This window comes from Streptomyces sp. NPDC039430, assembly GCF_055639435.1.
On sequence record NZ_JBVKAK010000006.1, the window covers coordinates 382,903 to 408,907 of the forward strand.

At 72.4% G+C, this 26,005-nt stretch carries 20 protein-coding genes and 1 pseudogene; 11 read left to right on the forward strand and 10 right to left on the reverse strand.

The window, feature by feature from the left end; all coding sequences use genetic code 11:
• Positions 1-12: 12 nt before the first annotated feature.
• A pseudogene (locus tag ACZ7LS_RS18225) lies at positions 13-367 on the reverse strand (IS701 family transposase); the annotation flags it as partial.
• A gap of 106 nt (positions 368-473) precedes the next feature.
• On the opposite strand from ACZ7LS_RS18225, the gene ACZ7LS_RS18230 reads away from it, so the two are divergent.
• Positions 474-878 carry a type II toxin-antitoxin system PemK/MazF family toxin gene (locus ACZ7LS_RS18230; RefSeq protein WP_385135474.1) on the forward strand — a complete coding sequence of 135 codons (405 nt, stop codon included), beginning with the start codon at positions 474-476 and terminating at the stop codon, positions 876-878.
• A gap of 103 nt (positions 879-981) precedes the next feature.
• On the opposite strand, the gene ACZ7LS_RS18235 is transcribed toward ACZ7LS_RS18230, so the two are convergent.
• Entirely contained in the window at positions 982-1,392 is a 411-nt protein-coding gene (locus ACZ7LS_RS18235; RefSeq protein ID WP_382515560.1) for a hypothetical protein, read from the reverse strand.
• Positions 1,393-2,007: 615 nt separating this feature from the next.
• Between ACZ7LS_RS18235 and ACZ7LS_RS18240 the strand changes: the two genes are divergently transcribed.
• A complete protein-coding gene (locus tag ACZ7LS_RS18240; RefSeq protein WP_385135471.1) occupies positions 2,008-2,358 on the forward strand; it encodes a hypothetical protein in 351 nt (116 codons plus the stop codon).
• A 399-nt stretch (positions 2,359-2,757) separates the two neighbouring features.
• Positions 2,758-4,155, forward strand: a complete 1,398-nt coding sequence (locus tag ACZ7LS_RS18245; RefSeq protein WP_382671332.1) for an MFS transporter — start codon at positions 2,758-2,760, stop codon at positions 4,153-4,155.
• A 46-nt stretch (positions 4,156-4,201) separates the two neighbouring features.
• Here ACZ7LS_RS18245 and ACZ7LS_RS18250 read toward each other — a convergent pair whose 3' ends face one another.
• The 4 genes from ACZ7LS_RS18250 to lnt all read right to left on the reverse strand — a co-directional run bounded on the left by ACZ7LS_RS18250 (position 4,202) and on the right by lnt (position 9,381).
• Complete coding sequence (locus ACZ7LS_RS18250) at positions 4,202-6,124, reverse strand: helix-turn-helix domain-containing protein (protein WP_382968937.1); 1,923 nt, start codon at positions 6,122-6,124, stop codon at positions 4,202-4,204.
• 228 nt (positions 6,125-6,352) lie between these two features.
• Complete coding sequence (locus tag ACZ7LS_RS18255) at positions 6,353-7,228, reverse strand: 3-hydroxybutyrate dehydrogenase (protein ID WP_382671326.1); 876 nt, start codon at positions 7,226-7,228, stop codon at positions 6,353-6,355.
• 56 nt (positions 7,229-7,284) lie between these two features.
• Positions 7,285-7,764, reverse strand: coding sequence for an NUDIX hydrolase (locus ACZ7LS_RS18260; protein WP_382515548.1), 480 nt, complete (start codon positions 7,762-7,764; stop codon positions 7,285-7,287).
• 9 nt (positions 7,765-7,773) lie between these two features.
• A complete protein-coding gene (gene lnt, locus ACZ7LS_RS18265) occupies positions 7,774-9,381 on the reverse strand; it encodes an apolipoprotein N-acyltransferase (RefSeq protein ID WP_382876533.1) in 1,608 nt (535 codons plus the stop codon).
• Between the two features lie 332 nt (positions 9,382-9,713).
• Between lnt and ACZ7LS_RS18270 the strand changes: the two genes are divergently transcribed.
• Positions 9,714-10,775, forward strand: coding sequence for an O-antigen ligase family protein (locus tag ACZ7LS_RS18270; RefSeq protein WP_382515543.1), 1,062 nt, complete (start codon positions 9,714-9,716; stop codon positions 10,773-10,775).
• 204 nt (positions 10,776-10,979) lie between these two features.
• Here ACZ7LS_RS18270 and ACZ7LS_RS18275 read toward each other — a convergent pair whose 3' ends face one another.
• The gene (locus ACZ7LS_RS18275; protein ID WP_382515541.1) at positions 10,980-11,540 is read right to left on the reverse strand and encodes a hypothetical protein; all 561 of its coding nucleotides are present in this window, start codon (positions 11,538-11,540) and stop codon (positions 10,980-10,982) included.
• 132 nt (positions 11,541-11,672) lie between these two features.
• Positions 11,673-12,566: a glutamate racemase gene (locus ACZ7LS_RS18280; protein WP_385135465.1), complete on the reverse strand. Its 894-nt coding sequence runs from the start codon at positions 12,564-12,566 to the stop codon at positions 11,673-11,675.
• A gap of 58 nt (positions 12,567-12,624) precedes the next feature.
• Here ACZ7LS_RS18280 and ACZ7LS_RS18285 point away from each other — a divergent pair, with 58 nt between their 5' ends.
• Positions 12,625-13,890, forward strand: a complete 1,266-nt coding sequence (locus ACZ7LS_RS18285; protein WP_382671318.1) for a glycosyltransferase — start codon at positions 12,625-12,627, stop codon at positions 13,888-13,890.
• A gap of 37 nt (positions 13,891-13,927) precedes the next feature.
• Here the strand turns inward: ACZ7LS_RS18285 and ACZ7LS_RS18290 are convergent, their stop codons facing one another.
• Entirely contained in the window at positions 13,928-15,268 is a 1,341-nt protein-coding gene (locus tag ACZ7LS_RS18290) for a TerD family protein (RefSeq protein ID WP_469448316.1), read from the reverse strand.
• Positions 15,269-15,517: 249 nt separating this feature from the next.
• On the opposite strand from ACZ7LS_RS18290, the gene ACZ7LS_RS18295 reads away from it, so the two are divergent.
• From ACZ7LS_RS18295 to ACZ7LS_RS18305, 3 genes are all read left to right on the forward strand, one after another.
• Positions 15,518-16,003, forward strand: a complete 486-nt coding sequence (locus tag ACZ7LS_RS18295; protein ID WP_382515530.1) for a DUF6643 family protein — start codon at positions 15,518-15,520, stop codon at positions 16,001-16,003.
• Positions 16,004-16,365: 362 nt separating this feature from the next.
• A complete protein-coding gene (locus ACZ7LS_RS18300) occupies positions 16,366-16,977 on the forward strand; it encodes an Rv1733c family protein (RefSeq protein ID WP_385135459.1) in 612 nt (203 codons plus the stop codon).
• A gap of 171 nt (positions 16,978-17,148) precedes the next feature.
• Entirely contained in the window at positions 17,149-19,575 is a 2,427-nt protein-coding gene (locus tag ACZ7LS_RS18305) for a right-handed parallel beta-helix repeat-containing protein (RefSeq protein WP_382671308.1), read from the forward strand.
• Here the strand turns inward: ACZ7LS_RS18305 and ACZ7LS_RS18310 are convergent.
• Positions 19,545-22,082: a hypothetical protein gene (locus ACZ7LS_RS18310; protein ID WP_385135457.1), complete on the reverse strand. Its 2,538-nt coding sequence runs from the start codon at positions 22,080-22,082 to the stop codon at positions 19,545-19,547. The two genes, ACZ7LS_RS18305 and ACZ7LS_RS18310, sit on opposite strands and share 31 nt — an antisense overlap.
• A 170-nt stretch (positions 22,083-22,252) precedes the next feature.
• Here ACZ7LS_RS18310 and ACZ7LS_RS18315 point away from each other — a divergent pair, with 170 nt between their 5' ends.
• From ACZ7LS_RS18315 to ACZ7LS_RS18325, 3 genes are all read left to right on the forward strand, one after another.
• A complete protein-coding gene (locus ACZ7LS_RS18315) occupies positions 22,253-23,143 on the forward strand; it encodes a DeoR/GlpR family DNA-binding transcription regulator (RefSeq protein WP_382515519.1) in 891 nt (296 codons plus the stop codon).
• A 97-nt stretch (positions 23,144-23,240) separates the two neighbouring features.
• A complete protein-coding gene (locus ACZ7LS_RS18320; RefSeq protein ID WP_382515517.1) occupies positions 23,241-23,675 on the forward strand; it encodes an SRPBCC family protein in 435 nt (144 codons plus the stop codon).
• A 170-nt stretch (positions 23,676-23,845) separates the two neighbouring features.
• Complete coding sequence (locus tag ACZ7LS_RS18325) at positions 23,846-25,912, forward strand: hypothetical protein (RefSeq protein ID WP_385135453.1); 2,067 nt, start codon at positions 23,846-23,848, stop codon at positions 25,910-25,912.
• The last annotated feature ends 93 nt before the right edge of the window (positions 25,913-26,005 follow it).

Sequence of the window (26,005 nt, forward strand, 5' to 3'; positions counted from 1 at the left end):
TGTCTCGCGCTGCAGATAGACGGCGACCTGCGCGTTCTCGATCCTGCCCGCAGTGCCGGTGTACTGGCGCTGGACACCGACGGTGTCGGTGCCCTTCTTCACGTCGCCGGTCTCGTCGACCACCAGAACCGGCCTGGTCGTCCCACAGATGCTCCACCACGTAGGCCCGCACGTCGTCGCGGACCTGGTCGGCGTCCCACTTGGCCCACCCGAGCAGGTGCTGCATGCCGTCCGGGGTGCTCTCTCCGGCCCACTCCGCGATGGTCCAGCAGTTTTTGCGCGGCAGGTCCGACAGCAGCCCGAGCACCAACCGCCCGACCCGACATCGGGGTGTGACCCGTGCGAACCGGCCCGCGATCCGGGCCATCAGGCCCTCGAACGCCTCCTGCCGGCGGGCAGGGTCTACGCTGTGACCCGCGGCCACCGCATGATGTCGCTCAGTGTCTGCCTGCCGTCATGTGTCTGGAGGACTTGTGCGACGTGGCGAAGTCTGGTGGGTCCAGTTCGACGAGCGGAGGTTGGTCGTACTGCTGTCGGGAGACGACACGTCCGAGATCCGGGTGATGCAGGTCGTCGCTCCTGCGGGCGTCGACATCAGCGGTCTGGGCATCGAAGTGACGGTCGGCGCCGGTGAAGGACTGCCGTTCGAAGGCGTGTTGCGTCTCGCGTTCCCGCGTCCAGGCTTCACGCCGTGCACGTGGCTGACCACTGTGTCCCGGGACGACCTGATAGAGCGGGCGGCCGTCCTGTCCTCCGTGAAGCTCAGCGAGATTGACGACGCCCTCCGACTCGCTGAACAAGCGCAGGAGCGGACCCCGGCCACGACCGCGAAGCTCAGCGAGATAAGGGATGCCCTCCGTCTCGGTGAACTCGAGTAGACGGAGAAGGAGCCGGTGCCCGCGACGGCGTGGGCGATCTCGGGCAAGGTGATCGACGCTGGCCACCTGCCGCCTCGGCGCCCCTCACCACCAAGATCACGATCTACGGCTGGAGTACTAGGCACTCTCCGATCCCCGATCCCCTGATCATTTCCGCGTGTGTGAGTTCGGAACGTATGAGTTCGGTCAGTCGGTTGAGCGCGCTCATTACACGGAATTCGCCATCGTCGGAGGCAGCAGGAAAAGGCGTCCCGTAATGGGTCCGCTGCACCCAGACGCCGTCGTGCAGGGCGTGGTCGAGTGCGGATCGCGCGGCGTTCCGGGCGGAGGTCACCGCAGCGTCGAAGGCGGCGTAGTCCACGGGTAAGCCCAGTTCGAGCGTGGGGATGGTCTGCGCAAGGTGATTCCGCCGGAGGCGCGTAGTCGTCCGCATGGCAATGATGCGTGTGATCTCGGCGTCTCCGCAGGTCCGTGCTTCGACTTCTTGGGCATCCTTGCGGGTGGCTTGTGCCATCCTCCACGGACCCCAGTATGCGGCGGCCGCGGTGATGAGGGCCCCCCGAAGGCCCCCAGCGATCCGTAGATCGCTTCCGGCATGGCCTCGTTCTCCTCCCAGGAACTGCTATGGCGCGGGTACCGCATGCCTACCCGCCACAGGGCGATCGGACTGTCACCGGTGCAACATCCCCGGCCAGGACCGCTGCGAGCGGAGATCGGCACATCGCGACGTCGGAGACGTGACCCCGTCCCGCTACGAGCAGATCGTGGCCGAGCTGCGGGACGTGGTGGAACAGCAGACGCGCGGAGGTTCGAGCGGGCTGCCTTGAGCCGTGCGTCCAGGGTGCGGTTGTCGGTGATGAGCTGACGGAGACGCTGTTTGACGGGCGTTCCCGGTGGTGATCCGCTGGATCGTCTCCTCGGTCCATGGAGGAAGATCCTGGACACGCCTGCGCGGCGGGCAACGGTGGCGACGCTGATTTGCGCCGTCTCGCGGCGGAGCCCGGCGACGGTGGACCACATAGGGGCCCGATCCCGGCGAACGCCAAGCCGAAGCCGGCGTCCGCTCCTTCACCAAGGACGGCGACGAATGGGCTTCTGTTCCAGTCATCGTCACGGAGGTGCGGTAGGCATGGATGCGAGTGAGCTGGAACCAGCAGGGTTGAAGAGGATTTCCGAACGGGATGTCCGCCTTGGCGACATGAAGTATCTCGCTCAGGTCGATGTCCATCGCACGGCGCTGGAGGAGCGTTGGGGCGATCCGGAGACCGTCAACGACCACGCGGAATGGGTGTGCTTCGCTTTCTCCCCGGCGGAGGGGGAGGTGTTCTTTCTGCTGCGGGAGGTGCACCATCCTCCCGCGCCGGGATTCATCCTCAGCGTGACCAAGGGGCTCTTTTCCGTGAGGGCCGCCGACCGGATCGTTGAGGTCATGGGAATTTCCACGGCGCGGGTGACTCAGGTGAACGCTGAGGCCCCGTAGCGTCCGGCGCGCCCGGCGCAGACCACTCCTTCCGGGGAGTGACCGCGCCGGCCACACGGCTGCTCTCCGTCCGGTTCGGTCTTCCCGGTTCGGTCTTCTCCGACCACCTAGCCGCGTTTGATGAGCGCGGTGTCACCGTTGCTCATCCGGAGACCGGCGCCGTGACTGTAATCAACGTTGACAGCGGTGATGTCCCGGCCAGCCTCGACGCACTCGCATGGTTGGTCGGACTCAGAATTTTGTCGGCGCCCGTGTCGCCCGTCCCGGATGCCTGACATGGGTCGCACACGCACACCTAGGGGCTGAACTATGGTGTCCCACCATATGGGCCCTTGACCTGGGCATTCCTACGGTGTGGCGACACAGCAACCGTCCCCAGACCGCTCGGAAGTGGTGACCATGGCTGCCTCGGCATCCGCTCCCCCAACGCCCAGTTCACTCAAGCGCATCGTCGCCGCCAGCCTCATCGGCACGACCATCGAGTGGTATGACTTCTTCCTCTACGGGTCCGCCGCCGCGCTGGTGTTCAACAAGCTCTTCTTTCCCGACTCGGATCCGCTCGTCGGGACGCTGCTGTCCTTCCTCACCTACGCCGTGGGCTTCGCCGCGCGGCCGCTCGGCGCGTTGGTGTTCGGGCATTACGGCGACCGGATCGGGCGCAAGAAGCTGCTGGTGCTGAGTCTGCTGATGATGGGCGGGGCGACGTTCGCCATTGGGCTGATGCCCACGCACGCCACCATCGGTACGGCGGCGCCCGTGCTGTTGACCGTGTTGCGGCTGATTCAGGGGTTCGCGCTCGGTGGTGAGTGGGGCGGGGCCGTGCTGCTGGTGTCCGAGCACGGGGACGCCGAGCGGCGCGGGTTCTGGGCCTCGTGGCCGCAGACCGGGGCGCCGGCCGGGCAGTTGCTCGCCACCGGGGTGCTGTCGGCACTCACCGCGCTGCTCTCGGACGCCGCCTTCACCTCGTGGGGATGGCGCATTCCGTTCCTGCTCTCCGGCGTGCTGGTGATCGTCGGCCTGTGGATCCGGCTCTCGGTCGATGAATCACCCGTCTTCAAGGAGGCGTTGGCCAAGGCCGAGGAACGGAAGGCCGCCGCCGGGGCCGCTACGGAGAAGATGCCGCTCGTCGCCGTCCTGCGGCACCACTGGCGGGACGTGCTGGTGGCGATGGGCGCGCGGATGGCCGAGAACATCAGCTACTACGTGATCACCGCCTTCATCCTGGTGTACGCCACGACCTCGACAGGGCTGAGCAAGCAGACGGCCCTCAACGCCGTACTCATCGCCTCCGCCGTCCACTTCGCGGTGATCCCCGCCTGGGGCGCGCTGTCGGACCGGATCGGGCGCCGCCCCGTCTATCTGATCGGCGCCATCGGTGTCGGCGCCTGGATGTTCCCGTTCTTCGCGCTGATCGACAGCGCGAGCTTCGGCAATCTGCTCCTGGCCGTCACGGTCGGGCTGGTGCTGCACGGCGCGATGTACGCGCCGCAGGCGGCGTTCTTCTCGGAGATGTTCGCGACCCGGATGCGCTACTCCGGTGCCTCGATCGGCGCGCAGTTCTCCTCGGTCGCGGCCGGCGCGCCGGCGCCGCTCATCGCCACGGCGCTGCTCGCCGACTACGACAGCTCGACGCCGATCGCCCTGTACGTCATCGCCGCCGCGCTGATCACCGTCGTCGCCATCGTGTGCGCCCGGGAGACCCGGCACCGCGATCTGGCCGATGTGGACGCGGAGCCGGCCCGGCCGGGGGTGCCCTCGCCGCGGCGGGCCGACGACGCCGGTTCCCGTATCGGCTGAGCCTGAGGGGCACTGTCGGAGGCGGTCATACGGAGGAACTCCCCGTTCACCGTACGACCGCCTCCGACATCGCGTGCAGCCGCAGCGCCAGCTGGATCTCCAGAGCCCGCGCCGGTGACTGCCAGTCGGGGCCGAGCAGCCGGGCGACGCGTTCGAGCCGCTGGGCCACGGTGTTGACGTGCACGTGCAGTTCGTCCTTCGTACGGACCGGGCTCATCCCGGACGCGAAGTAGGCGCCCAGGGTGCGCACGAGGTCCGTGCCCCGGCGCAGGTCGTACGCGACGACCTCGCCGATGGTGCGGTGCACGAAGCCCTCGATGTCGCGGGTGTCGGCGAGCAGCAGACCGAGGAAGCCGAGGTCCTGGGCGGCCGCGCCGTCGCCCGAGCGGCCGAGCAGCCGCAGGGCGTCGAGGCAGCGCCGGGCTTCCGCGTACGCCTCGGCTATCGCGCCCGGACGCGCGGCGGGCGCCTCGATGACCGAGGACGCGCCGATGGTGACGGACTCGCGCAGGGCGCCGCCGAGCTGCCCGGCCGTACGCCGCGCCAGCTCGGCCGCGGTGTCGCCGGGGGCGAGCGGCAGCAGCAGGACCGTGCCGCCGTCGCGGGTGGCGGCCAGGCCCTGTCCGGTCGCCGCGAGATGGGACGCGGCGGACCACAGGCGGCGCCGGTCGGCGGTCTCCCGTTCGGTGGCGGCCGAGGGGCCGGCCGTGCCGGGGGCGGGGCCGTCGATCCGGGCGGCCAGCACCACATGCGGGGCGTCGAGGTCCGCGCGCAGCCGGGCGCCCCGTTCACGCAGCAGGCGCGGATCGCGGTCGGGGGCGTCGAGGAGGTCGTCCAGCAGCTCGCCCCGTACCCGCTGTTCCGCCTCCCCGGCGGAGCGGCGGGCGAGCAGCAGCAGGGAGGTGACCATGGCGGCCCGCTCCAGGGTGCGCTGGTCCACGGGGTCGAGGCCGGGGTGCCCGCGCAGGACGAGCGCGCCGAGCAGTTCGCCGCCGGCCGATACGGCCGCGCCCCAGACCTCGCCGTGGCGCTTGGCGCGGCCGGCGGTGCCGGTGAGTTCCAGCGCGGTCACCGAAGGGGAATCGGGGTGCGCGAACTCCACCGTGCCGTCGAGGACTTCGGAGAGCGCGCTCGCCACGTCGTGGACACCCCCGCCGCGCAGCACCAGTTCGGTCAGCCGGTCGTGCACGTCCGAGGCGCGCTCGATGACCGCGCTGTGCTCCTTGATGATTCCGTTGGCCTTCTCCAGCTCGGCGAGCGCCGTCCGGGTCTCCCCCAGCAGATTCGCGGTGTCGATCGCGACCGCCGCGTGCGCGGCGAACGAGCCGAGCAGGGCGATCTGTTCGCGCTCGAAGACCCGGGCATGGCGGTCCGCGGCGAAGAGCACACCGATGACCTGGCTGCCGAGCATGAGCGGCACGCCGAGGATGGCGACCAGCCCCTCGTCCCGTACCCCGGAGTCGATGGCCGTGGTGTGCTCGAAGCGCGGATCGTCGAAGTAGCTGTCGGTGACGTAGGGGCGCGCGGTCTGGGCGACGAGTCCGCCGAGCCCCTCTCCCATGCCGAGGCGGAGCTGCTGGAAGCGGGCCGATACCGAGCCCTCGGTGACCCTCATGTACGTGTCACCCGCCGCCGGGTCGTTGAGGCAGAGGTAGGCGACCTCCGTGCCGAGCAGCGAACGCGCGCGCTGGACGATCGCGCGCAGCACGGCGTCCAGATCACGCAGCCCCGCCAGGTCGTGCGCGGTCTCGAAGAGCGCCGACAGCTCGGCCTCGCGGCGCCGTCGCTCCGCGAGCTCGGCCCGTACCCGCAGGGCGAGCCGCTTGGCGTGCTCCAGCGCGGCGAGCGCCTCCGGCCCGGCTCCTTCGGCACGGGCGAGCAGCGCGGGGCGGTCGTACGCCTCCGGCGCGGCGCCGCGTGCGAGGAGCTCCAGGTAGGAAGCCTGGTCGTGGGACATGGCATCGGACATGGACACAGGATTACCCGCCCTACGGCCGGCCGCGCCAGCCCTGTGGACAACGGATGCGATGTGGACAACCCGGCCCCCCGTCGAGGCCACCGCAACCCCCTCCGGGCCACCGCCAGCCCCCTTCCCGCCCCACCGTCGACTCCCGTCCGGGGCGCCGCCGAGACCAGCCGATACCCCCGCCGAGACCCGACAGCGCCCGCCCGAGGACAGTGCACGGTCAGTGCGTGGTCAGTGCGCGGTCCAGCCGCCGTCGAGCGCGAGCGAGGTGCCCGTGATGAACGACGCCTGAGGAGTGCAGAGATAGGCCACCGCCTCGGCCACCTCGTCCGGTTCCAGAAGCCGCTTGAGCGCGGAGTCCTGGAGCAGGACATCGGCCACGACCCGCTCCCGGGGGATGCCATGTGTCTCGGCCTGGTCGGCGATCTGCTTCTCGACCAGTGGTGTGCGCACATACGCCGGATTGACGCAGTTGGAGGTGACCCCGTGCGAAGCGCCTTCCAGGGCGGCGGTCTTGGAGAGTCCTTCGAGGCCATGTTTGGCCGCCACATAGGCCGACTTGTAGGCGGAGGCGCGCAGCCCATGTACGGAGGAGATATTGACGATTCGGCCCCAGCCTTGGCCATACATGTGCGGGAGCGCGCCCCTGATCAGCCGGAAGGGCGCCTCCAGCATGACCGTCAGGACGGTGTGGAACACGTCCGGCGGAAAGTCCTCGATGGGGCGGACCAGTTGCAGTCCCGCGTTGTTGACCAGGATGTCGGTGCCCCGCCCCACGCGCTCCGCCGCGTCGAGATCGGTCAGGTCGAGGACCCGCGGTTCGATCGTTCCCGGCCCGTCCGACTCCCCGGCCAGGGAGTCGAGACCATGACCGTCCCGGTCCACGGCTCTGACCAGGGCCCCCGCCGCCGCGAGCCGCAGCGCGCAGGCCCGGCCGATGCCGCTCGCGGCGCCGGTGACCAGCGCGGTGCGGCCCGTCAGATCGAGAGAGAGCGAGGCCGGGACAACGGCATCGTCGGTGGCTGCGGGACGGTCGGCGGTGCGGGGGGACCCCGGGGTACGGGGGCCCGGACCCGGTACGGACTCGGGTGTGGTGGGCGCGGTCATGTTCCGCACCTTAAGGAGCGGTGTCGGCCCCGACCGATATGGTCAGCGCCCACACTTCACTCCGAAGTGGTGGGTTCGAACCATGTGGGTGCATCGGTGAGCGCCTGCTTGATCCGGAAGAGCGCGAACTCCTCCAGCGCCGGCAGCGCGTCCACGGCGAACCACCCCACGTCCAGCGACTCGTCGTCGTTGACCCGCGCCTCACCTCCGACAGCGCGGCAGCGGATGGTGATGTCCATGTACTGGCACTGGTCGCCATTGGGGTAGGTGACCGGCTTCAGCGCCTGGACGAGCACGACCCGTTCCGCCACACACCGCACGGCGGTCTCCTCGTACACCTCGCGCACCGCCGTGACCGCGGGTTGCTCCCCCGGCTCCGGGATCCCGCCGACGATCGACCAGCGCCCGGTGTCGACGCGCCGCCCGAGCAGCACACGCCCCTCGTCGTCGAAGACGATCGCGCTCACGCCCGGCAGCAGAAGGAGCTGGTGTCCGGCGGTGGCCCGGATCTCTCGGATGAAGTCAGGTGTTGCCATGCTCCGACCCTAACGGCCCGCGGTGTGACGCCGGTTGCGTACGGAACGGAACGCCACCCACCCGAGTCCTGCCACCGCGACCGCCGCCAGCAGGCCTTCCGGCAGGGTGCCCAGCCGGGTGGCGGGGGTGAGCGAGGAGCGCAGCGGCACCTCGGCCACCAGGGCGTCCGGGGTGAACATCCCGGTCTGCTGCGTGATCGTCCCGTCCGGCTGGATGATCGCGCTGACACCGCTGGTGACCGGCACGATCACGGTCCTGCTGTGCTCGACCGCCCGTACCCGCGACATGGCCAGCTGCTGGTACGTCATCTCGCTGCGGTCGAAGGTGGCGTTGTTGCTGGGTACGGAGATCAGCTGGGCGCCGTGCGTGACGGTGTCCCGTACGGCCCAGTCGAAGGCCGCCTCGTAACAGGTCGCGAGCCCCACCTCGGTGCCCGCGAGGTCGAAGACCCCGGGCTTCGTGCCCCGACCGAAGTCCCGGCGCACCATCTCGGCGTATCCGGGGCTGATCGTCTTCACCAGCGAGCGCATCGGCAGGAATTCGCCGAAGGGCTGGATCTGCCGCTTGTCGTACGTCTCGGTCGGGCCGCGCTCCGGGTCCCACAGGATCTGGGTGTTGCGCAGCGGCCCGGTGTCGGGGGTGACGACGGCGCCGACGGAGATGGGGACCCCGATCGCCCTGGCGGCCTGGTCGATCACGTCTCGCGCGTCGGCGTTGCGGTACGGGTCGATGTCGGAGGAGTTCTCCGGCCACAGCACGAAGTCGGGCCGCGGCTCCTTGCCGGCCTTCACATCGGCGGCGAGCTGGAGGGTCCTGCGTACGTGGTTGTCGAGGACCGCGCGGCGCTGGGCGTTGAACTCCAGACCGGCTCGCGGCACGTTGCCCTGTACGGCGGCGACGGTCGCGGTGCCGTCCTCGGCGGAGTCGTCGACCAGCGGCAGGGCGGCGAGCGCCACGGCGAGCGGGACGAACACGGTGGCCGCGGCGGCGGCCATGGCCCGGCGCGGGAGCGTTCCGGTCCGGCGGTACGCGAGGACCTGGCGCAGCGTCTCGTACAGTCCGAAGCCGCACAGCACGACGGCGAAGCCGAGCAGCGGCGTACCGCCGAGCGCGGCGAGGGGAAGGAAGACACTGTCGGCCTGGCCGAAGGCGATCTTGCCCCAGGGGAACCCGCCGAACGGCACCCGGGCGCGGACCGCCTCGCCGAGGATCCAGACGGCCGCGGCCCAGACCGGCCACAGGGGGAGCCGGCCGACGACCGCGATCCCGAGTCCGGTGAGGCCGATGAAGAGGGCCTCCACCGCGACCAGCGCGAGCCAGGGCCCCGGCCCGACCTCGGCGCCCGTCCAGAACAGCAGCGGCAGCAGGAAGCCGAGGCCCGCGAGGTACCCGAGCCCGAACCCGGCGCGCGCCCGCCGCCCGTACAGGCTCCAGGCGAGCAGGGCGAAGCCTGGCAGCACCAGCCACCACAGGGTGCGGGGCGGGAAGCTCGCGTAGAGCAGTACGCCGGACACCAGCGCGGCGCCGGGCCTGGCGAGCCCTCGCAGCAGGCGCTGCCCGCCGCTGGGCGCGGGGGCGGGCGAAGGGGGCTCAACGGTGGTCATGGTGGCGCTCACCCGGCGGAGTCTACGGTGATCCGCTGTGCGCCGGGGAGCACGGTGATCCTGGGTCCCGGTCCACCGGGCGGTCCGACGGCCGGCCCGTCGGTCCGTCCGCCGGGCGCCCGGCGGTCCGTCCGTGTCGGGTAGACCGATCGGGTGATCCGGCCGGGAGATCGGAGGGTGGCCCCGTCGCTTCGTCGGCCATCCGCGCGCAGTAACGTTCCTTCGCAGGGTCTCCACATATCCCCACGATTGCGGTTACCGTGTGCGCCAGCCCTGACCACCACCTGACGGCCGGATCCGGCCGTCATCGGACGGGGCCCGTCACAGCTCAGGGGGTCGACGGGATGACTGCGCCGGCGGAGGACTCCGCGGTACGGGAAGCCGTACGGGGACACCTCCGCGACCCCGGGGGAGAACGAGGCCGCGGACCCGATGTGCTGGGCGCTCTCGTCCTCGGCGGCTGCGCCGTGTGGCCGCTGATCAGTGCGGCGGGGCGCGACGGCCGGCCCGAGGGCGCCCTGCTCGCGGTGCTCGCCGTCACCGCGGGATATGTGTTCGGCCGGATCAGCGGGTCGCTGGTGCCGGTCGCCACCGCGACGGTCGTGTCGGTCGGCGCGCTCGTGGCGGCGCTCGTATCGAGCGACAGGACGTTCGGTACGACGGTGGCCGTCGTCACACCGTCCGGCGGCACCGGCGCGGTCACCGCGCTGCTCGTCCTGGCGGCGGGCGCGGCCTGCTGCGCGGCCACGGCGGCCCGGCGCCCGGCCGCGCGCGCGGCACTGCGGGTGCAGGCGCTGGTGGTCGCGGGCACCGCCTCACTGCTCGGTTCCTTCGTGGGGTTCGTCGCGGCGCTCGGAGTACTGCTCTGCTCGCTGGCGGCGGCCAGGATGCGGCGCCGGCTGCTCGCCCTCGCCGGGCTCGGGCTGGTGACCGCGCTGGTCGTCGGCGTGTCCTGGGCGGTGGCGGAGCGGGCGCTGCCCGAGGGGCTCTCGGTCTCGCTGGAGGGGCAGCTCACCCAGCACCGGGTGGCGCTGTGGCACGACGCGGCCGGGCTGGCGAAGGAGAATCCGCTGTTCGGAGTCGGGCCTGACCGCTTCGGCGACCTCAGCCCGACCGTCTCGCAGTCGCTGGACACCGACGGCACGCCGCACTCGGCGCCGCTCCAGCAGGCCGCGGAACAGGGCGTGGTGGGCGTACTGCTGCTCGGGGCGGTCTTCGGCTGGCTGCTGTACGGACTGGGGCGCTCGCCGTGCTCCACTCCGGTGGTGCTGACGGCGGGCGCCACCCTGACGGCACTGGCCGTGTTGGCGAGCGTGGGCAACGCGCTGAGCTTCACACCGGTGACGGCGGGCGCGAGCCTGCTCGCGGGCCTGGCGACGGCGCGCAGGGCGGCCGACCCGGCATAGGCTCCACGGAACGGGCCCGAACGGGCCCCAGGAACGGGTCGGACTGGCACCACGGAACGGATCTGGACGCGCTCCACGGAACGGCCGGAGCTCGACTGAAGCGGCCGGACGCCGACGGAACGGCCCGGACCTCGACTGGAGCGGCCGGGACGCCGACGGAACCACGGCTCGAACGACCCCTCGAACGACGGCCCGAACCGCGGCTCAGACGCCCGCCGCGTTGGGCTTGGGAAGCAGCAGCAGCCGGCCGCGGATGATCCGCACCGCCGACTCGGCGTCGTCCACCGTCACCGTGAAGGTCCTGCCGTCGCCCAACGTGAGGACGAGTGCCTCTCCTCGGCGCACCACCACGGCGGTGCCCATCTCGGGACGCCAGCGGTACCCCCAGCCGCCCCACTGGCGCGGGGTGACCCGGGGGACGAAGTCGGCGTCCACGACATGCGCCAGTTCGATACGCCGGCGCGGCAGTCCCATATGGCCGCAGCGCACTTCCAGGCAGTCGCCGTCGAGTCTCACCGCCACATGGACGAAGGCCAGGGTGCCGAAGAGGATCAGCAGGCCCGCCGCCACACAGCCGATGACGGACATCAGCAGGGCGGTGACACCGGACGTCCAGTTGGAGTCCACGGCCAGCTGTACCCCGAGCGCGACGCACCCGGCGCCCGCGGCGGCGAGCAGCCACTGCACACGGTTGGTCGCGCGCCCGGTCCAGGTCTCGGGCAGGGGCTCGGCGCCTTGGCCCTCCTGCCGCGGGTACTCCCTCATGGCAAGCAGCGTACTCAGATTCCACCCAAGGAGGATTCTTGTGGCCGCCGAATGGAGGGCAACGTCACAGGGTCGACGGCCGCTCGCGCACGCTTCGGCACGCCCCTGGCACGCACGCCCCTGGCGGACCCTTCAGTGAACCTGACTGACGGCGACGAGCAGCCGTCCCTCGGCATACGCCAGCGCGGGTCCCGGCAGTGCGGACTCGCGCCCGCCGAGCAGCACGGTGAGGCGCCCCGTCACCGGAACCCCCGTCACAGGAACCCCGGTCACCTGACCGTTCAGGGGAACGTTCACTCCGGTGGCCCCCTGACCCGCCGAGGCGGGGACCAAACCTTCCCCGCCGTCTTCCACCCCCGCCGGAGCGGACCGCGCGTCGATACGGCGCAGCGCCTGCGCGGCGACCGCGCCGGCCGAGCCGTGCAGGACGACGGCCGGCAGACCGCGCAGCCGGAGGGCGGTACGGATACGTTCCGCGACGAGTTCGTAATGGGTGCAGCCCAGGACGACGGCCCGTACATCACGGGGGGTCAGCCCGGCGGCCGCGGCGACCGCGCGGTCGATGGCGGCCTCGTCGGCGTTCTCCACGGCGTCCGCGAGACCCGGGCACGGCACTTCGGTGACCCCGGCGTTCGCGGCGAAGTCACGGATCAGACCGCGCTGGTAGGGGCTGCCCGTGGTGGCCGGGGTGGCCCAGATCGCGAAGGGCCCGCCGCCCGCCGCCGCGGGCTTGATCGCCGGGACCGTACCGATGACCGGCAGGCGCGGCTCCAGCTCGGCGCGGAGCGCGGGCAGGGCGTGTACGGAGGCGGTGTTGCAGGCGACGATCAGCGCGTCGGGGCGGTGTTGGGCCGCGGCCCGCGCGACGACCAGCGCGCGTTCGGTGACATCCCGGGGGGAGCGGGGACCCCAGGGCATCCCGTCGGGGTCCGAGGAGAGGACGAGATCGGCCTCGGGGCACAGTCGGCGAACCGCACCGGCCGCCGCCAGCAGACCGATGCCGGAGTCCATGAGTGCGATCTTCACCCAGTCACCATAGTCGACAGCATGTGCGGTCCGGTCGATGTGGTGCAGACTGCGGCGAATGAGCACCGTTGCCTGGATCGCCATGGGTTCGCTGGCCGCTTGGGGCTGGCTGTTGCTGGGTCAGGGGTTCTTCTGGCGGACCGACCAACGGCTCCCCGCGCGCGAGGAGGCCGCGGCTGGTGAGGGGGCGCGGTACGACGGCACCGGTTATGGCCGCGGCCGTGACCGGAGGGGACGCCCCGAGGGCGCCGACCACGACGATCCGAAGCGGTGGCCGTCCGTCGCTCTCGTCGTACCCGCGCGGGACGAGGCGGCCGTACTGCCCGAGTCCCTGCCGTCCCTGCTGGCACAGGTCTATCCGGGCCGGGCGGAGATATTCCTCATCGACGACGGCAGCGCGGACGGTACGGGCGGACTGGCCCGTGAGCTGTCCGCGCGGTACGGCGGGCTGCCGCTGACGGTGGCCACGCCCGGTGAACCGGAGCCCGGCTGGACCGGGAAGCTGTGGGCGCTGCGGCACGGCATCGCGCTGGCCCGCGCCCGCGACCCCGAGTATCTGCTGCTGACGGACGCCGATATCGCCCATGAGCCCGACAGTCTCCGGGAGCTGGTCGTCGCGGCCAGGACGCACGAGCTGGACCTGGTCTCGCAGATGGCGCGGCTCCGGGTCGCGAGCGGCTGGGAGAAGCTGGTCGTGCCGGCGTTCGTGTACTTCTTCTCGCAGCTCTATCCGTTCCGCTGGATCAACAGCCCCGGCGCGCGCACCACGGCGGCGGCCGGCGGTTGCGTACTGCTGCGCACGGAGGCCGCCGAGCGAGCGCGGGTGCCCGAGTCGATCCGTCAGGCCGTGATCGACGATGTGTCACTGGCGCGGGCGGTCAGACGGAGCGGGGGACGGATCTGGCTGGGGCTGGCGGAGCGGGTGGACAGCGTGCGCCCCTATCCGCGGCTGGCCGATCTCTGGCGGATGGTCTCGCGCAGCGCCTACGCGCAGCTCCGGCACAACCCGCTGCTGCTCGTGCTCACGGTGGCGGGTCTCGCGGTGGTCTATCTGGCGCCGCCCGTCGCGCTCTGTGCGGGGGTGTTCGGCGGGGACACGGAAGCGGGGTGGCTGGGGTTCGCCGCGTGGGCGGTGATGACCGGGACGTACCTCCCGATACTGCGGTACTACCGGCTGTCGCCGTGGCTGGCCCCGCTGCTGCCGTTCACCGCGCTGCTCTATCTGCTGATGACGGTCGACTCCGCGGTACGGCACTACCGGGGCCGGGGCGCGGCCTGGAAGGGGCGTACGTACACCCGTCCCGAGACCGCGCCTGACCCCTGACCCACCGCGTCGGGGGAGACCGGACTTCGCGCGCGGTTCACTTCCTGCCCGGCGTCCAGTTCATGCCCCAGCCATAGGCGTAGTCGATGGTGCGCTGCGGGCTCACTCCGCGGTCCGGTACGAGAAAGCGCGCCTCGCGCTGGACGACGAGGTCGGAGCCCGTATTGGTGATCAGTGCCAGCGAGCAGACCGTCGAGGGCACCGTGCATTCCCCGAGCGCGAAGTCGATCGGGGCTCCGTGCTGCGGCTGGAGGGTGACGGTCGCGTCGAGATCCGCGAAACTGCGCGCGCCTTCGTAGATGGTCACGAAGATGACGATGCGGCGCAGCCGGTCCTTGTGGTCGAGGTTGATGGTGAGGTTCTCGCCGCTGGAGACCGCTCCGGTCCTGTCGTCGCCGTCGAGATGGATGTACGGCGGCTGGTTGAGCGCGCCGAAGGCATTGCCGAGCGCCTGGACAACGCCTTTGCGTCCGTCGGTCAGTTCATAGAGCGCGCACAGGTCGAGATCGAGATCGCTGTGGTTGGCGACGGCCCGGCCGAGTTTGGCGCCCCAGCCCCTGAACTGTTTACGCGTCTGCCAGTTGAGGTTGACGCGCATCGCGCCGGAGGTGCCGCCCTGCTTGGCCAGGGAGACGGACGGGGCGTCCTTCGTCAGCGTCACCTTGCTCAGCCGTACGGGTGCGGGCGCCGGGGCCGGAGCGGCCGGAGGCGGCGGCGGAGCCGGCGCGGCGGGCCGCGTGGAGCCCGCGGGGCGTGCGGGCTCGGGGCGTACCGGCTCGGACCGCGCCGGCGCCGGACGTACGGGCGCCTGACGTACGGGCGCCGGGGCCGCCGGGGCGGTGCGCGGCGCCGGTTCGTCGTCGACGGAGATGCCGAAGTCCGTTGCCAGGCCGGCCAGTCCGCTGCCGTAGCCCTGCCCCACCGCCCGGAATTTCCAGCTCCCCTGGCGCCGGTACAGCTCACCGAGGAGGAACGCCGTCTCGACGGTCGCGTCCTGGCTCTCGTACCGCGCGATCTCGGTGCCGGAGGCCGCGTCCAGCACCCGTACCCGCAGACCGGGTACCCGGCCGAAACTGCCGCCGTCCGCCGAGGCCGCCACCACGATCCGCTCGACGGCGGGCTCGACCCGGGCGAGATCCACCGCGAGCGTGTCCGTGACACCGTCCGGGCCGGTGTTCTTGCCCTCGTGACGTACGGCCCCGGACGCGTGGGCCGGCTGGTTGTAGAAGACGAAGTCCGCGTCCGAGCGGACCTTTCCCGACACGAGAAGGAGTGCCGAGGCGTCGACGTCCGGCACTCCCGGTCCTGAACGCCATCCCAATTCGACGCGTACGGCCTGCGCCTGTACCGGAAGATTGGCTCCCTTAAGCATGGACATGCTCGCCCCCATCGCGAGTCGCGGTGTCCGAAGATTACCCGCGGCCAACCTAATCGCTGGGACACCGGCCGGACCCCGTCGGATCGCCGTAACCCCCCGATAGCCTGCCCTTTACACGATCTGAACGCCATCGGACGACCGTTTTTCCCATGTTCGCTCGCATTGGGGATCCGAAGCCACCCACAGCTCCCGAAACAACCCCCTTATCGGACTCCCCAACCGGCACATGGTGGGCTTAACTTATGTCCTATGACCTCCCCCCGCGCCACCTACGGCGGCGGTTACTACACCGCGCCGTCGTTCCCGGACACCCCTATCTACGACTCCCTGGTCGCGGAGCGGGGCACGCCTCAGATCGCCCCGATCCGAGTGCCTTCCGCCTACGACACGGGCAACAGCTATCTGCCGGCTCTGCCCGCCGCGCTGCCCGCCCTCCCGGCGGCTCCTTCACCGTCGGCCTCCTCGTACTCCTCGTACGGGGGCGGCTACCCGCAGCAGGCGCCGCAGCCCATGCCGCTCCAGCACGCGCCCGCGCCGTACATCCCGCAGCAGGCGCCGCCCCGGGGGTACCCCGGCCAGCAGCCCCAGCAGCAGGCGCAGCCGCAGCGCCCCATGCCCGGTACGGGCTACGAGGCGATGCGTCCGGCGGCCGCGCGTCCGGTGCCCGCCGCGCAGCCCACGCACACGCAGTACGACGATCCGTACAACCGGCCCTACCAGACGCGGGGGTACTGACAGCGCGGGGGATGTCGGACAGTTGGCCGTAGTGACGGCTCGGCCGTTGTGACAGCACGGGAACGGCGGCGGCACGGAGGTACCGACGGGGGGTACTGACCTGCCGGGGGTCCCAGGTGCCCGGCGGGGTGGCCGCGTGGCGCCCGCCCGCTTCGCGCTTCCCACCCTGAACGACGCCTTTCCGGACGCCCGTTCGTCCGACGTGACACCTGTGCGAAACCCACGCGTCACAGGAACACCACCCGGTATCCCCCACATTACGTGCAGGGGGCATCGAGGTGAGCTTGCTCTCTCTTGCGCTCCTCCGCGCGTAAATCCCGTTCCCCACGGCTAAAAGGGACACGGGAAGGAGGTGCGGGACTGTGCGCATCATCGTGGGGATCTGGCGCTGGCGGCACAATCCCCTGCGCCGAGGCACCGATCTCGTGGAAGCCTGGGTCGCTCTGACAGCGGTGCTGCTGTTCGCCCTCGCGACCCCCGCCGCCGGCTGGCTCTGCGGCAACACCCTCGACTCCTCGCTGCGGGCCACCGTACGCGTCCAGCACGAGCAGCGGCATCGCACGACCGCCGTGGTCGTCGACCGCGCGGCCGACCAGCGCCGCAGCGCGTACGACGCGGAGTCACTCTCGAACCGCTCCCCGGGCACCCGCGTGACCGCCACGTGGTACGCGCCGGACGGCAGCGCGCGGACCGGTACGGTCTCCGCCCCGCTGCGCGATCCGCGCGCAGGCGACACGTTCAGTATGTGGACCGACCGGCGGACCGACAAGCAGCTACGGGGCCCGATGAACGCGACCAGCGCGCGCGTTCACGCGGTTCTGGCCGGATTCGGCGCGACGGCGCTGGCCGTCGGACTCGTGGAGGGCGCGCGGCGGTTGATCGTCTGGCGGCTCGTACAGCGGCGCTACCGGCGGCTCGACCGCGCCTGGGCGGCGGCCGGTCCCGACTGGGGACGTACCGGCGCGGGCAGTTGAGGCGATGCCTTCCCGGCAGCCGGGACGAGACCCTGGCCGTTCACGTCAACTCGGCGCCTCCGCGCGCGCTACGGTGGTGCCGCCCGGTCCGCCTTCGCGGCCGGGGTCCGGGGCCGGTACCCGGGACGGCAGAACACGCGCACACGCACGAGGTGGGGGCACAGCAGCGCCATGGCACAGGGCACGGTCCAGGTGACGCACACCGGAACATCGCGTTGGCGGCGCCGCACAGGCGAATACGCCTCCCTCGCCGCAGCCCTGGAGGCCGCCGGTGACGGCGACGTCCTCACGATCGCCCCGGGCACCTACCGGGAGAATCTCGTCGTCACGCGGGCGGTCACGCTGCGCGGCCCGGAGGGCTCGCTCGGCTCCGTACGCATCGCGCCCGCCGACGGGGTCCCGCTGACCGTGCGCGCCTCCGCCACCGTCCAGGACCTCCATGTGGAGGGGCAGGACTCGGCGGCTCCCGCGCTGCTCGTCGAGGACGGCACACCGGAGCTGTCGGATCTGCGGATCGTGACGCGTTCCGCGGCCGGCCTGGAGGTGCGCGGCGCGGCCCGCCCGACCGTCCGCCGCTGCACCGTCGACAATCCGGCGGGGGTCGGCATCGGCGTACTCGACGGAGCGGGCGGGGTGTTCGAGGACTGCGAGATCGTCGCCGCGGGACAGGCCGGAATCTCCGTGCGCGGCGGCGCGCATCCACGGCTGGAGCGCTGCCGGATCCACCATGCCTCGGGCTCGGGGCTGTCCGTCACCGGCGAGGGCAGCGGTCTGGAGGCGGTCGGCTGCGAGGTGTACGAGATCAAGGGCACCGGTGTGCAGATCGCGTCCCGGGCCGCGGCCCATCTCACCGACTCCTCCGTGCACCGCACCTCGGCGGACGGGATAACCCTGGACACCGACGCCGTACTGACCCTCTCCGACTGCGATATCCACGACATCCCGGAGAACGCCGTCGATCTGCGCTCCCGCTCGGTGCTGACGCTGACACGCTCGACGGTGCGCCGCTTCGGCCGCAACGGGCTCTCCGTCTGGGATCCGGGCACCCGCGTCGACGCCAACCAGTGCGAGATCCATGACAGTACGGGCGACTACCCGGCCGTCTGGGTCAGCGACGGCGCGACCGTCGTGCTCGACTCCTGCCGGGTGCACGATGTGCCCGACGCGCTCTTCGTCCTCGACCGCGGCTCGCGCGCCGATGTCGTGGACACCGATATCTCGCAGGTGCGCAACACGGCCGTGTCGGTGAGCGACGGGGCCACCGCGCAGCTCGACGACTGCCGGATCAGGGAGGTGTCCACCGGTGCCTGGTTCCGTGACCACGGCAGCGGCGGCACGCTCAACTCCTGCACCATCGACGGCGTCCAGACCGGGGTCATCGTCACCAAGGGCGCCGATCCCACCATCGAGCGCTGCACGGTCACCTCGCCCGCCGAGGCCGGATTCTATGTCTCGGCCGAGGGCCGCGGCACCTTCCACAGCTGCCGGGTGACGGGCAGCGGCGGCTACGGCTTCCATGTGATGGACGGCTGCCGTACGACGCTCACCCGGTGCCGTACGGAACGGTGCGCGCGCGGCGGGTACGACTTCGCGGAGGACGGGCCGACCGTCGAGGACTGCACCAGCGACGAGAGCGGTGTGCTGGTCCCGCCGACGCCGGCCCTGGAACCGTCGGCCGTGCTGACCGCGACCCAGTCCGCCGGACTCCTCGGCGCGGTCCCGGCGCAGAGCACGCAGAGCGCCACCGCCCGGCTCCTGGACACCGTCCCGGAGGCGACGACACCCGCCCGCGCCTCCGAGGCCGTCCTCGGCGAACTCGACTCGCTCGTCGGCCTCGACAGCGTCAAGCGCGAGGTCCGGGCGCTCACCGACATGATCGAGGTCGGCCGCCGCCGCAAGGAGGCGGGCCTCAAGGCGGCGTCCGTCCGCCGTCATCTCGTCTTCACCGGCTCCCCCGGCACCGGCAAGACGACGGTGGCCCGGCTGTACGGCGAGATCCTGCACTCCCTCGGAGTCCTGGAGCGCGGCCATCTCGTGGAGGTCTCCCGGGTCGACCTGGTGGGCGAGCACATCGGCTCGACCGCGATCCGTACGCAGGAGGCGTTCGACCGGGCGCGGGGCGGCGTGCTCTTCATCGACGAGGCCTACGCCCTCTCCCCCGAGGATTCGGGACGGGACTTCGGCAAGGAGGCGATCGACACGCTGGTGAAGCTGATGGAGGACCACCGGGACGCGGTGGTCGTGATCGTCGCCGGGTACACCGCCGAGATGGAGCGGTTCCTGACGGTCAACCCCGGGGTCGCGTCGCGCTTCTCACGGACCATCACCTTCAGCGACTACGTGCCCGAGGAACTGCTGCGGATCGTGGAACAGCAGTCGGAGGAGCAGGAGTACCGGCTGGGCGAGGGCACGGCCGAGGCGCTGCTCAAGTACTTCACGGCGCTGCCCAAGGGGCCCGCCTTCGGCAACGGCCGTACCGCGCGCCAGACGTTCGAGTCGATGGTGGAGCGGCACGCGGGCCGGGTCGCCCAGCTGCCGGAGACCAGCACGGACGACCTGACCCTGCTCTACGCGGACGATCTGCCCGAGCTGCCCTGACTCTCGGGCGCCCGTTCGCCCCGCTGTGTGGGAAGCGCCGCCGGGGGCAGCCGGTCGAGCAGCGCGGCCCGTTCCTCCGCGAAGACCGGGTCCGCCTGGTAGTCGGAGTGGCCGAGGATCGGCTCGGGCAGCGGATGGAGCACCGTACGGCTGTAGGCGAGCGGATCCCTCAGCGGCCCGCGGTCCACCTCCGGGCGGTCGCCGTCCTCGGGAACCCGCACCGGCCCGCCGATCGGATCGGTGGACCGCCACAGATTGCGCCAGCAGTGCACCTCTTTGCTCAGCTGCCCCAGCTGTTCGGCGCCGAAGTACGCGGGGAACCAGCGGCCGTACAGCCGCTCCAGCGGTGAGCCGTACGTCAGCAGCGCCACCCGGTGACGGGTCGCGGACCGCAGCTGCCAGACGGCCGCGGCGGCCAGCACACTGCCCTGGGAATGGCCGGACAGGACGAGTCTGCCGCCCGTGCGACCGGTCCAGGAGACGATCCGCCAGGTGAGGTCGGGGACCGCCCGCTCGGCATAGCAGGGCGGCGCGAAGGGGTGGGCCGCGCGCGGCCAGAACGTACCCACGTCCCAGAGGATGCCGATGGTGCGCCGGGCGGAGGCGTCGCGGTAGGCGCGCCGGCCCCAGGTGACGAAGAGCAGGAAGCCCAGGCCGACCAGCCAGGAGCCGATCGACTGCGCGGTGTCGGCCACGGACTCGACGAAGGAGTCGGTGCCTTCCGCGGCCTCCCCCGGCACCTGTCCGCTCAGCCAGGACCCGGCGACCGCGCCCGCGCCGAGCAGCAGGGAGGCCCCGGAGACGACTCCGACGAGCCGGGGCGCGTAGTCGGTCAGCGCGGCCCTGGCCCGCGCGCCCGCCACCTGGCGGGTACGGAGGGGGTCCGCCGTCTCCTTCTCGTACTCCCGCTCGATCAGCGGGGCCAGCCCGCGGGCGGCCCGTATCGTACGGACGCCGAGGACGGCGACCGGGATCAGCAGCAGCACGAGCAGCACGGGAATGACCGAGGCCTGCCAGCTCAGCAGCACCGGCGGGCCCACGATCGCGCCTTCGCCCATCCCGGGGGTGGCGTCCCCGTCGAGCCAGTCGGCGACGCGCTGGGCGACGCCGCCGGTCATCACTCCGCCCAGGGCGCAGGCGAGCATCGCGACGGCGGGCCCGCCGAGGCCGCGCATCGCGATCCGAGGATGCGGCGCCCGGCGGTGCAGGACCTGGGCCGTGACGACGAGCACGACGACCAGGGCGATCTGTGCCAGCGCGAGCACCAGGAACGTCGGATTGCCGGGGAGCCCGCCGGCGGAGACCCAGCCGGGCCTGGACCAGGCGGCGTGGACGACGGCCAGCACGAGCAGACTGAGCGCGGAGCCGGGCAGGGCGCTGATCAGCAGCTTGTCGAGGGAGCCGTCGCGCTTGCGCTCGCTGCGGCCCCGGCTGCACACGACCCAGAGCACAACGGCCGCGCATCCGGCCAGCGTTGCCTGGAGCAGCAGCCCGAGCGGGCCGAGCGGGCCGCCGTCGGCGCTCCGGTCGTGGTCGGTGGCGGCGGCCGTGAGCGCGGCGGCGATGGTGAGGAAGCCGGCGGCGGTGTGGGCGGCTCGGAGCCGGGCGACCAGCCGACGTCCGTACCAGAAGCCGGGGCGGCCGAGGGCGGGCCGTACCGTCACCGGGTCGTCGCTCGCGGCCCGGCTCTCGTCCGCGGCCCCGCTCCCGTCCGCGGCCCGGCCGGCGCCCGCCGCCCGCCCGTCGTCCGTGGCCCTGTCGTCGCCCGTGGCCCTGTCGTCGCCCGTGGCCCTGTCGTCGCCCGTGGCCGGCGCGCCTTCGGCGCCGGGCGCCTCGTGCGTGGCGGCCGGTTCGCCGGCGGCGGGCTCGCCCGTCGGCGGGCGCTGCGCCTCGTACGCGCTCCAGGTCCGGTTGGAGAGGTACCACAACAGCACCACCAGCGCGGCGGGCACCACGGCGGCGAGGGCCAGCCTGCGCCCCGGCTGCGACCACCAGCCATGCTGCTCGGGCGACAGGAAACCGAGCCAGGAGCGGTCCGCGACGCACCGCGCCGACCCGGCGCACTGCCACGCCGTCAGATCGAGCGCGACCTCGCAGGCCGCGGCGGTCAGCAGCACGGTGAGGGTGAGGGCCACGAGCCGTACCAGCACGCCGTACAGCCGCTGCGATCTGCCCAGGCCCTTCGTGGCCGGCCGCATCCAGTGCGCGAGGTTGACCACCATGAACGGGAGCAGCAGCAGCCACAGGGCCCGCGAGCCGTTGCCCGAGGTGAGATTGGACCAGCAGTACGCCTCGGGGACCGGCCGGCCCTCGTAGCGCTCGGGGTGGAGCTCGGCGTCCACGTCGTCCGTGCGCCGGTACACGGCGGCCGTCTCGTCTCCGGTGATCCTGACCGTACGCGGATCGTCGAGCATCTTCTGCGGGGTGGCCCCGCCGACGCCGTGGACCAGAAGTTCGAGCGCGGTTCCGCCACTTCGCGGATCCGGATCCGGTGATTCTGGGGACACTTCGGTGGCTCGCTCTCGGAATGACTCGGTACGACGGCGGGGCCGCCCCGGCCCCCACTGAATCTCCCCTCCCCCCGCGTCCGTCAACCACCGGGGCGTGCGCCGGAACCGCGTGGCAGGATGAGGCCCCTGATGACCGAACACGACGACGCGGAAGGACCGGCCCTGCGGTGAGCGACAACCAGAATCTTCTCGCGGAGCAGCGCCGTGCCCTGATCCTGGACGAGGTGCGCAGGCGCGGCGGGGTCCGGGTCAATGAGCTGACGCGCAGGCTCAGCGTCTCCGACATGACCGTGCGCCGGGACCTGGACGCGCTGTCGCGCCAGGGTGTCATCGAGAAGGTGCACGGCGGCGCGGTGCCGGTGGTCGAGGCCAGTACGCACGAACCGGGCTTCGAGGCGAAGTCGGCGCTGGAGCTGAGCGCCAAGGAGGACATCGCGCGGGCGGCGGCGGCCATGGCGGTGCCCGGCAGCGCCATCGCGCTGTCCGGCGGTACGACCACCTACGCCCTGGCCCACCATCTGCTGGACGTACCGGATCTGACCGTGGTGACCAACTCGACGCGGGTCGCCGATGTGTTCCACACGGGCCAGCGGGCCACCGGGGGCGCGGGCGGCCAGCGGCCGGGGGCGGCGATGGTGGTGCTCACCGGAGGGGTCCGTACGCCGTCGGACTCACTGGTCGGCCCGGTGGCGGACCAGGCGATCCGCTCGCTCCACTTCGATGTGCTCTTCCTCGGGGTGCACGGCATCTCGGCCGAGGCCGGTCTGTCCACCCCGAACCTCGGCGAGGCGGAGACCAACCGGCACTTCGTACGGTCCGCGCGCCGGGTGGTGGTCGTCGCCGACCACACCAAGTGGGGGACGGTGGGGCTGAGTTCCTTCGCGACGCTGGACCAGGTCGACACGCTGGTGACGGACTCGGGACTGTCCGCGGCGGCCCGTGAGGAGATCGCCGAGTACCTGCCGGGGCTGGTGGTGGCGGGCGGGCCGGAGGGGCCGGGAGAGCCGCTGGAGGGCGAGTCGCCGGGGCGGGCCGCCGTACCGCGGCAGGACGACTAGCGCGCTCGCCCGCACCCGGATGCCTCGGGTGGGGTGGGGCGTGCGACACCGGGTGGGGCGCGCGGCTCGGGTACGGCGCGCGGCTTACGATCGCCGGGTGAGCGCCTTCCGTATCGACCGCACCTCACCGCTGTCCGCCGACGAGGTCTGGCGCCGGCTCACCGACTGGCCGGCCCACGCGCACCAGGTGCCGCTGACGCGGATCTCCGTCCTGACCCCGGGCCCCACCCGCACCGGAACCGTCTTCGTCGCCCGCACCGGACTCGGCCGCGCCGCGTTCGACGACCCGATGGAGGTCGTCCGCTGGCAGCCGCCCGCGCCGGGCGTCCCCGGCCTCTGCCGACTGGAGAAGCGCGGCCGGGCCATGACGGGCTGGGCCGAGATCCACGTACGGGAAGTGTCCGGCGCGACGCTGGTGCGCTGGGAGGAGGAGCTGCGGATCGGTCCGCTGCCGAGGCCGCTCGACCCGCTGACCGCGCGTGCCGGAAGGGTGGTGTTCGGGCGGGCCGTTGACCGGCTGCTGCGTGGCTGAGGGCATGCCCACGCGGCGCGGCGGCGGCCGGGGGCGCGTCAACTGCCGTCCCGCGGGCCGGACATGATCACTCCGCTGTGACCTTCGCCCCCTTCGCTCGTTTGGCCTGTTGAGCAGCGTCGAGCGACGACGCGACGACGCGTCAGTACATGCGGAAGGGCACCGTCCCCATGCCGAGCCACCGACAGCCGACCGACAACGCCACAACGGGCCCGCGTCCCGGCGTCAACGACGCCGAGGCCGCCCTCGTCGAGCACTACCCGCGGCTGGTCCGGCTGGCCTATCTCACTCTCCCTCCCACGCTGGGCCGCCACCGACGCGTCCTCACCGCGCATGCCACCGTCCAGCATGTGCTGCCGGCCGCGCGCAAGGGCGACCCGCGGGCGCGGGTGCCGGGGCAGCGCACGCCGAGCGGCTCCGCCTACGCCTGGCTACGGGGTCAGGTGCTGCGCGCCGCGCTCACCCATGACCAGCCGTCGTCCTGGTGGCGGGTGTTCGCCGCCCGGCCGCGGGCCGGCCTGCCGCTCGTCGTGGGGCTGCGGCTCTTCCCCCGGGCCGGCGGCACCGACGAACTCGCCCTGGACCAGGCCCTGTCCACGGTCAGCGCGCCCGCGCGTGCCGCGCTCGCCCTGCGCGTGCTTGAGGGCCTGTCCGAGCAGGCGGTGCGCGCTCTGCTGGAGGACGCCGGGGTGGCGGACCCGGCCGCCGCGGTGCGTACGGCGGAACGGCTCGCCGCCCATCGGGAGGGCCGGGCCGGAAAGCTGCTCGCCACCGCGGAGTTCGACCCCTGTACGGTGCAGACCCGGCCGACCGATCTGCTCCGGCGCAGACAGCGGTCCAGGATCGCGGCGGCGGCCGTCGCGATCGCGCTGGCCGGGGCGGTGCTGGCGGTGTCCCTGCCCGAGGACGGCCCTCCGGAGCAGTCCCTCGCGGGAGTTCGCGCGGACGGCTCCCTCTACGGTCCGGCCGGTACGGCCGCGCTCGCCCGCGCGCTCGACCCGGCCCTGCTGGAACGCGCGCCACGGGACGCGTGGGCCGGCACCTCGCGGATCGACTTCTCCGTCTGGCCCGCCAGAGGCGGCCGTACCGACGACACCGCGCTGCTGAAGCGCGCGCTGCGCGTCTGGGGCGGACCTGGGCCCGCCGTCAGGGTCTCCGCCACCACCGGCACCGGTACGGCGCCGCCCACGCAGCCACCGCGTCTGCTGTACGCGGGCGACCTGGACGGGGCGGCGGTGGTCCTGCTCCACGACGGCCAGCGGATCGTCCGGTACGCGGAGCCGGTGTCGCCGCGGGTGCCGCTGCCGGAGCGGGGGCCACTGCGGCGGTCTCTGCCGGAGTCGGGGAACCAAGCGGGACCGGCGCCCGGCGGGGACACGCCGTCCCTGGCCTTCGCCCGTGCCGACCAGGCGGACATGACGACGGCCGCCGCGCTCGCGGTCAGCCGTACCCCGGACGGAGCCCGCTATCTGCTCGCCCCGTGGATCGCCGGGTCGGCCACCCGCGATCTGCTGGCGCCCGACGCCCCCGCCCGGAGCCTCGGCGTCTCCGCCGACGGCGTGACCGGCGCCGTACCGGCTCCGGCGGCCGGCGGTGACTGCGTGGCCTGGCCGGTGATGGTGCTCCGCACCTCGGAGAGGATCACCGAACGGCACTCGTTCCTCGTCACGGACCTCGGCGAACCCTCCCCGGCGCATCTCACCTACACCCCGCCGCCCGGCGGCACGCCCTCCCGCGGCCCCCGGGAGGCGACGAGCGGTCCGGCACTGCTCAGCTGGGCGCGTACCGCGTGCGCACTGCGTACGCTGCGCGGCTCCGGCGTACGGGCCGTCAACAACTGGGCGTTCGCCGAGCAGCCGCTGCCGGAATCGGCCGGGCGGTCCACCTGGGTCTGCACCCGGGCCGACACCTGGCGCGGCCCCGGCCGGATCCTGGTGCAGTTCCAGCGGCCCGCGTCCGTGGCGAACGCGCCGGGCACGGTGGTGGCCGAGGCCGTGAACACCGCGGCCTGCGGCAGGTACGGGCAGCACATCCTGGCGGGGACACGCTGGAAGTCGCCCTCGGGCAAGTGGTTCCTGCTCGCCGCGGGCAGCCGCGATGTCGCGCGGATCGAGGCCGTCGGCAGCGTACGGGCCGACACGAAGGCGACGACGCTGGCGGTTCGGGCGCCCCGGGAGGGTTCCGTACGGCTGTCGGCGCGGCTCACCGGTGGGGGCGGCCTCCGGGCGGTCGGCTGAGGAACCCGGAGCCTGCCCTCCGCAGCGCCGGCCCCTCCGCCCGTCAGTCCGCCACCCCGCGGTCCGCCGGCCCGTCACCCCGTCCGCCACGTC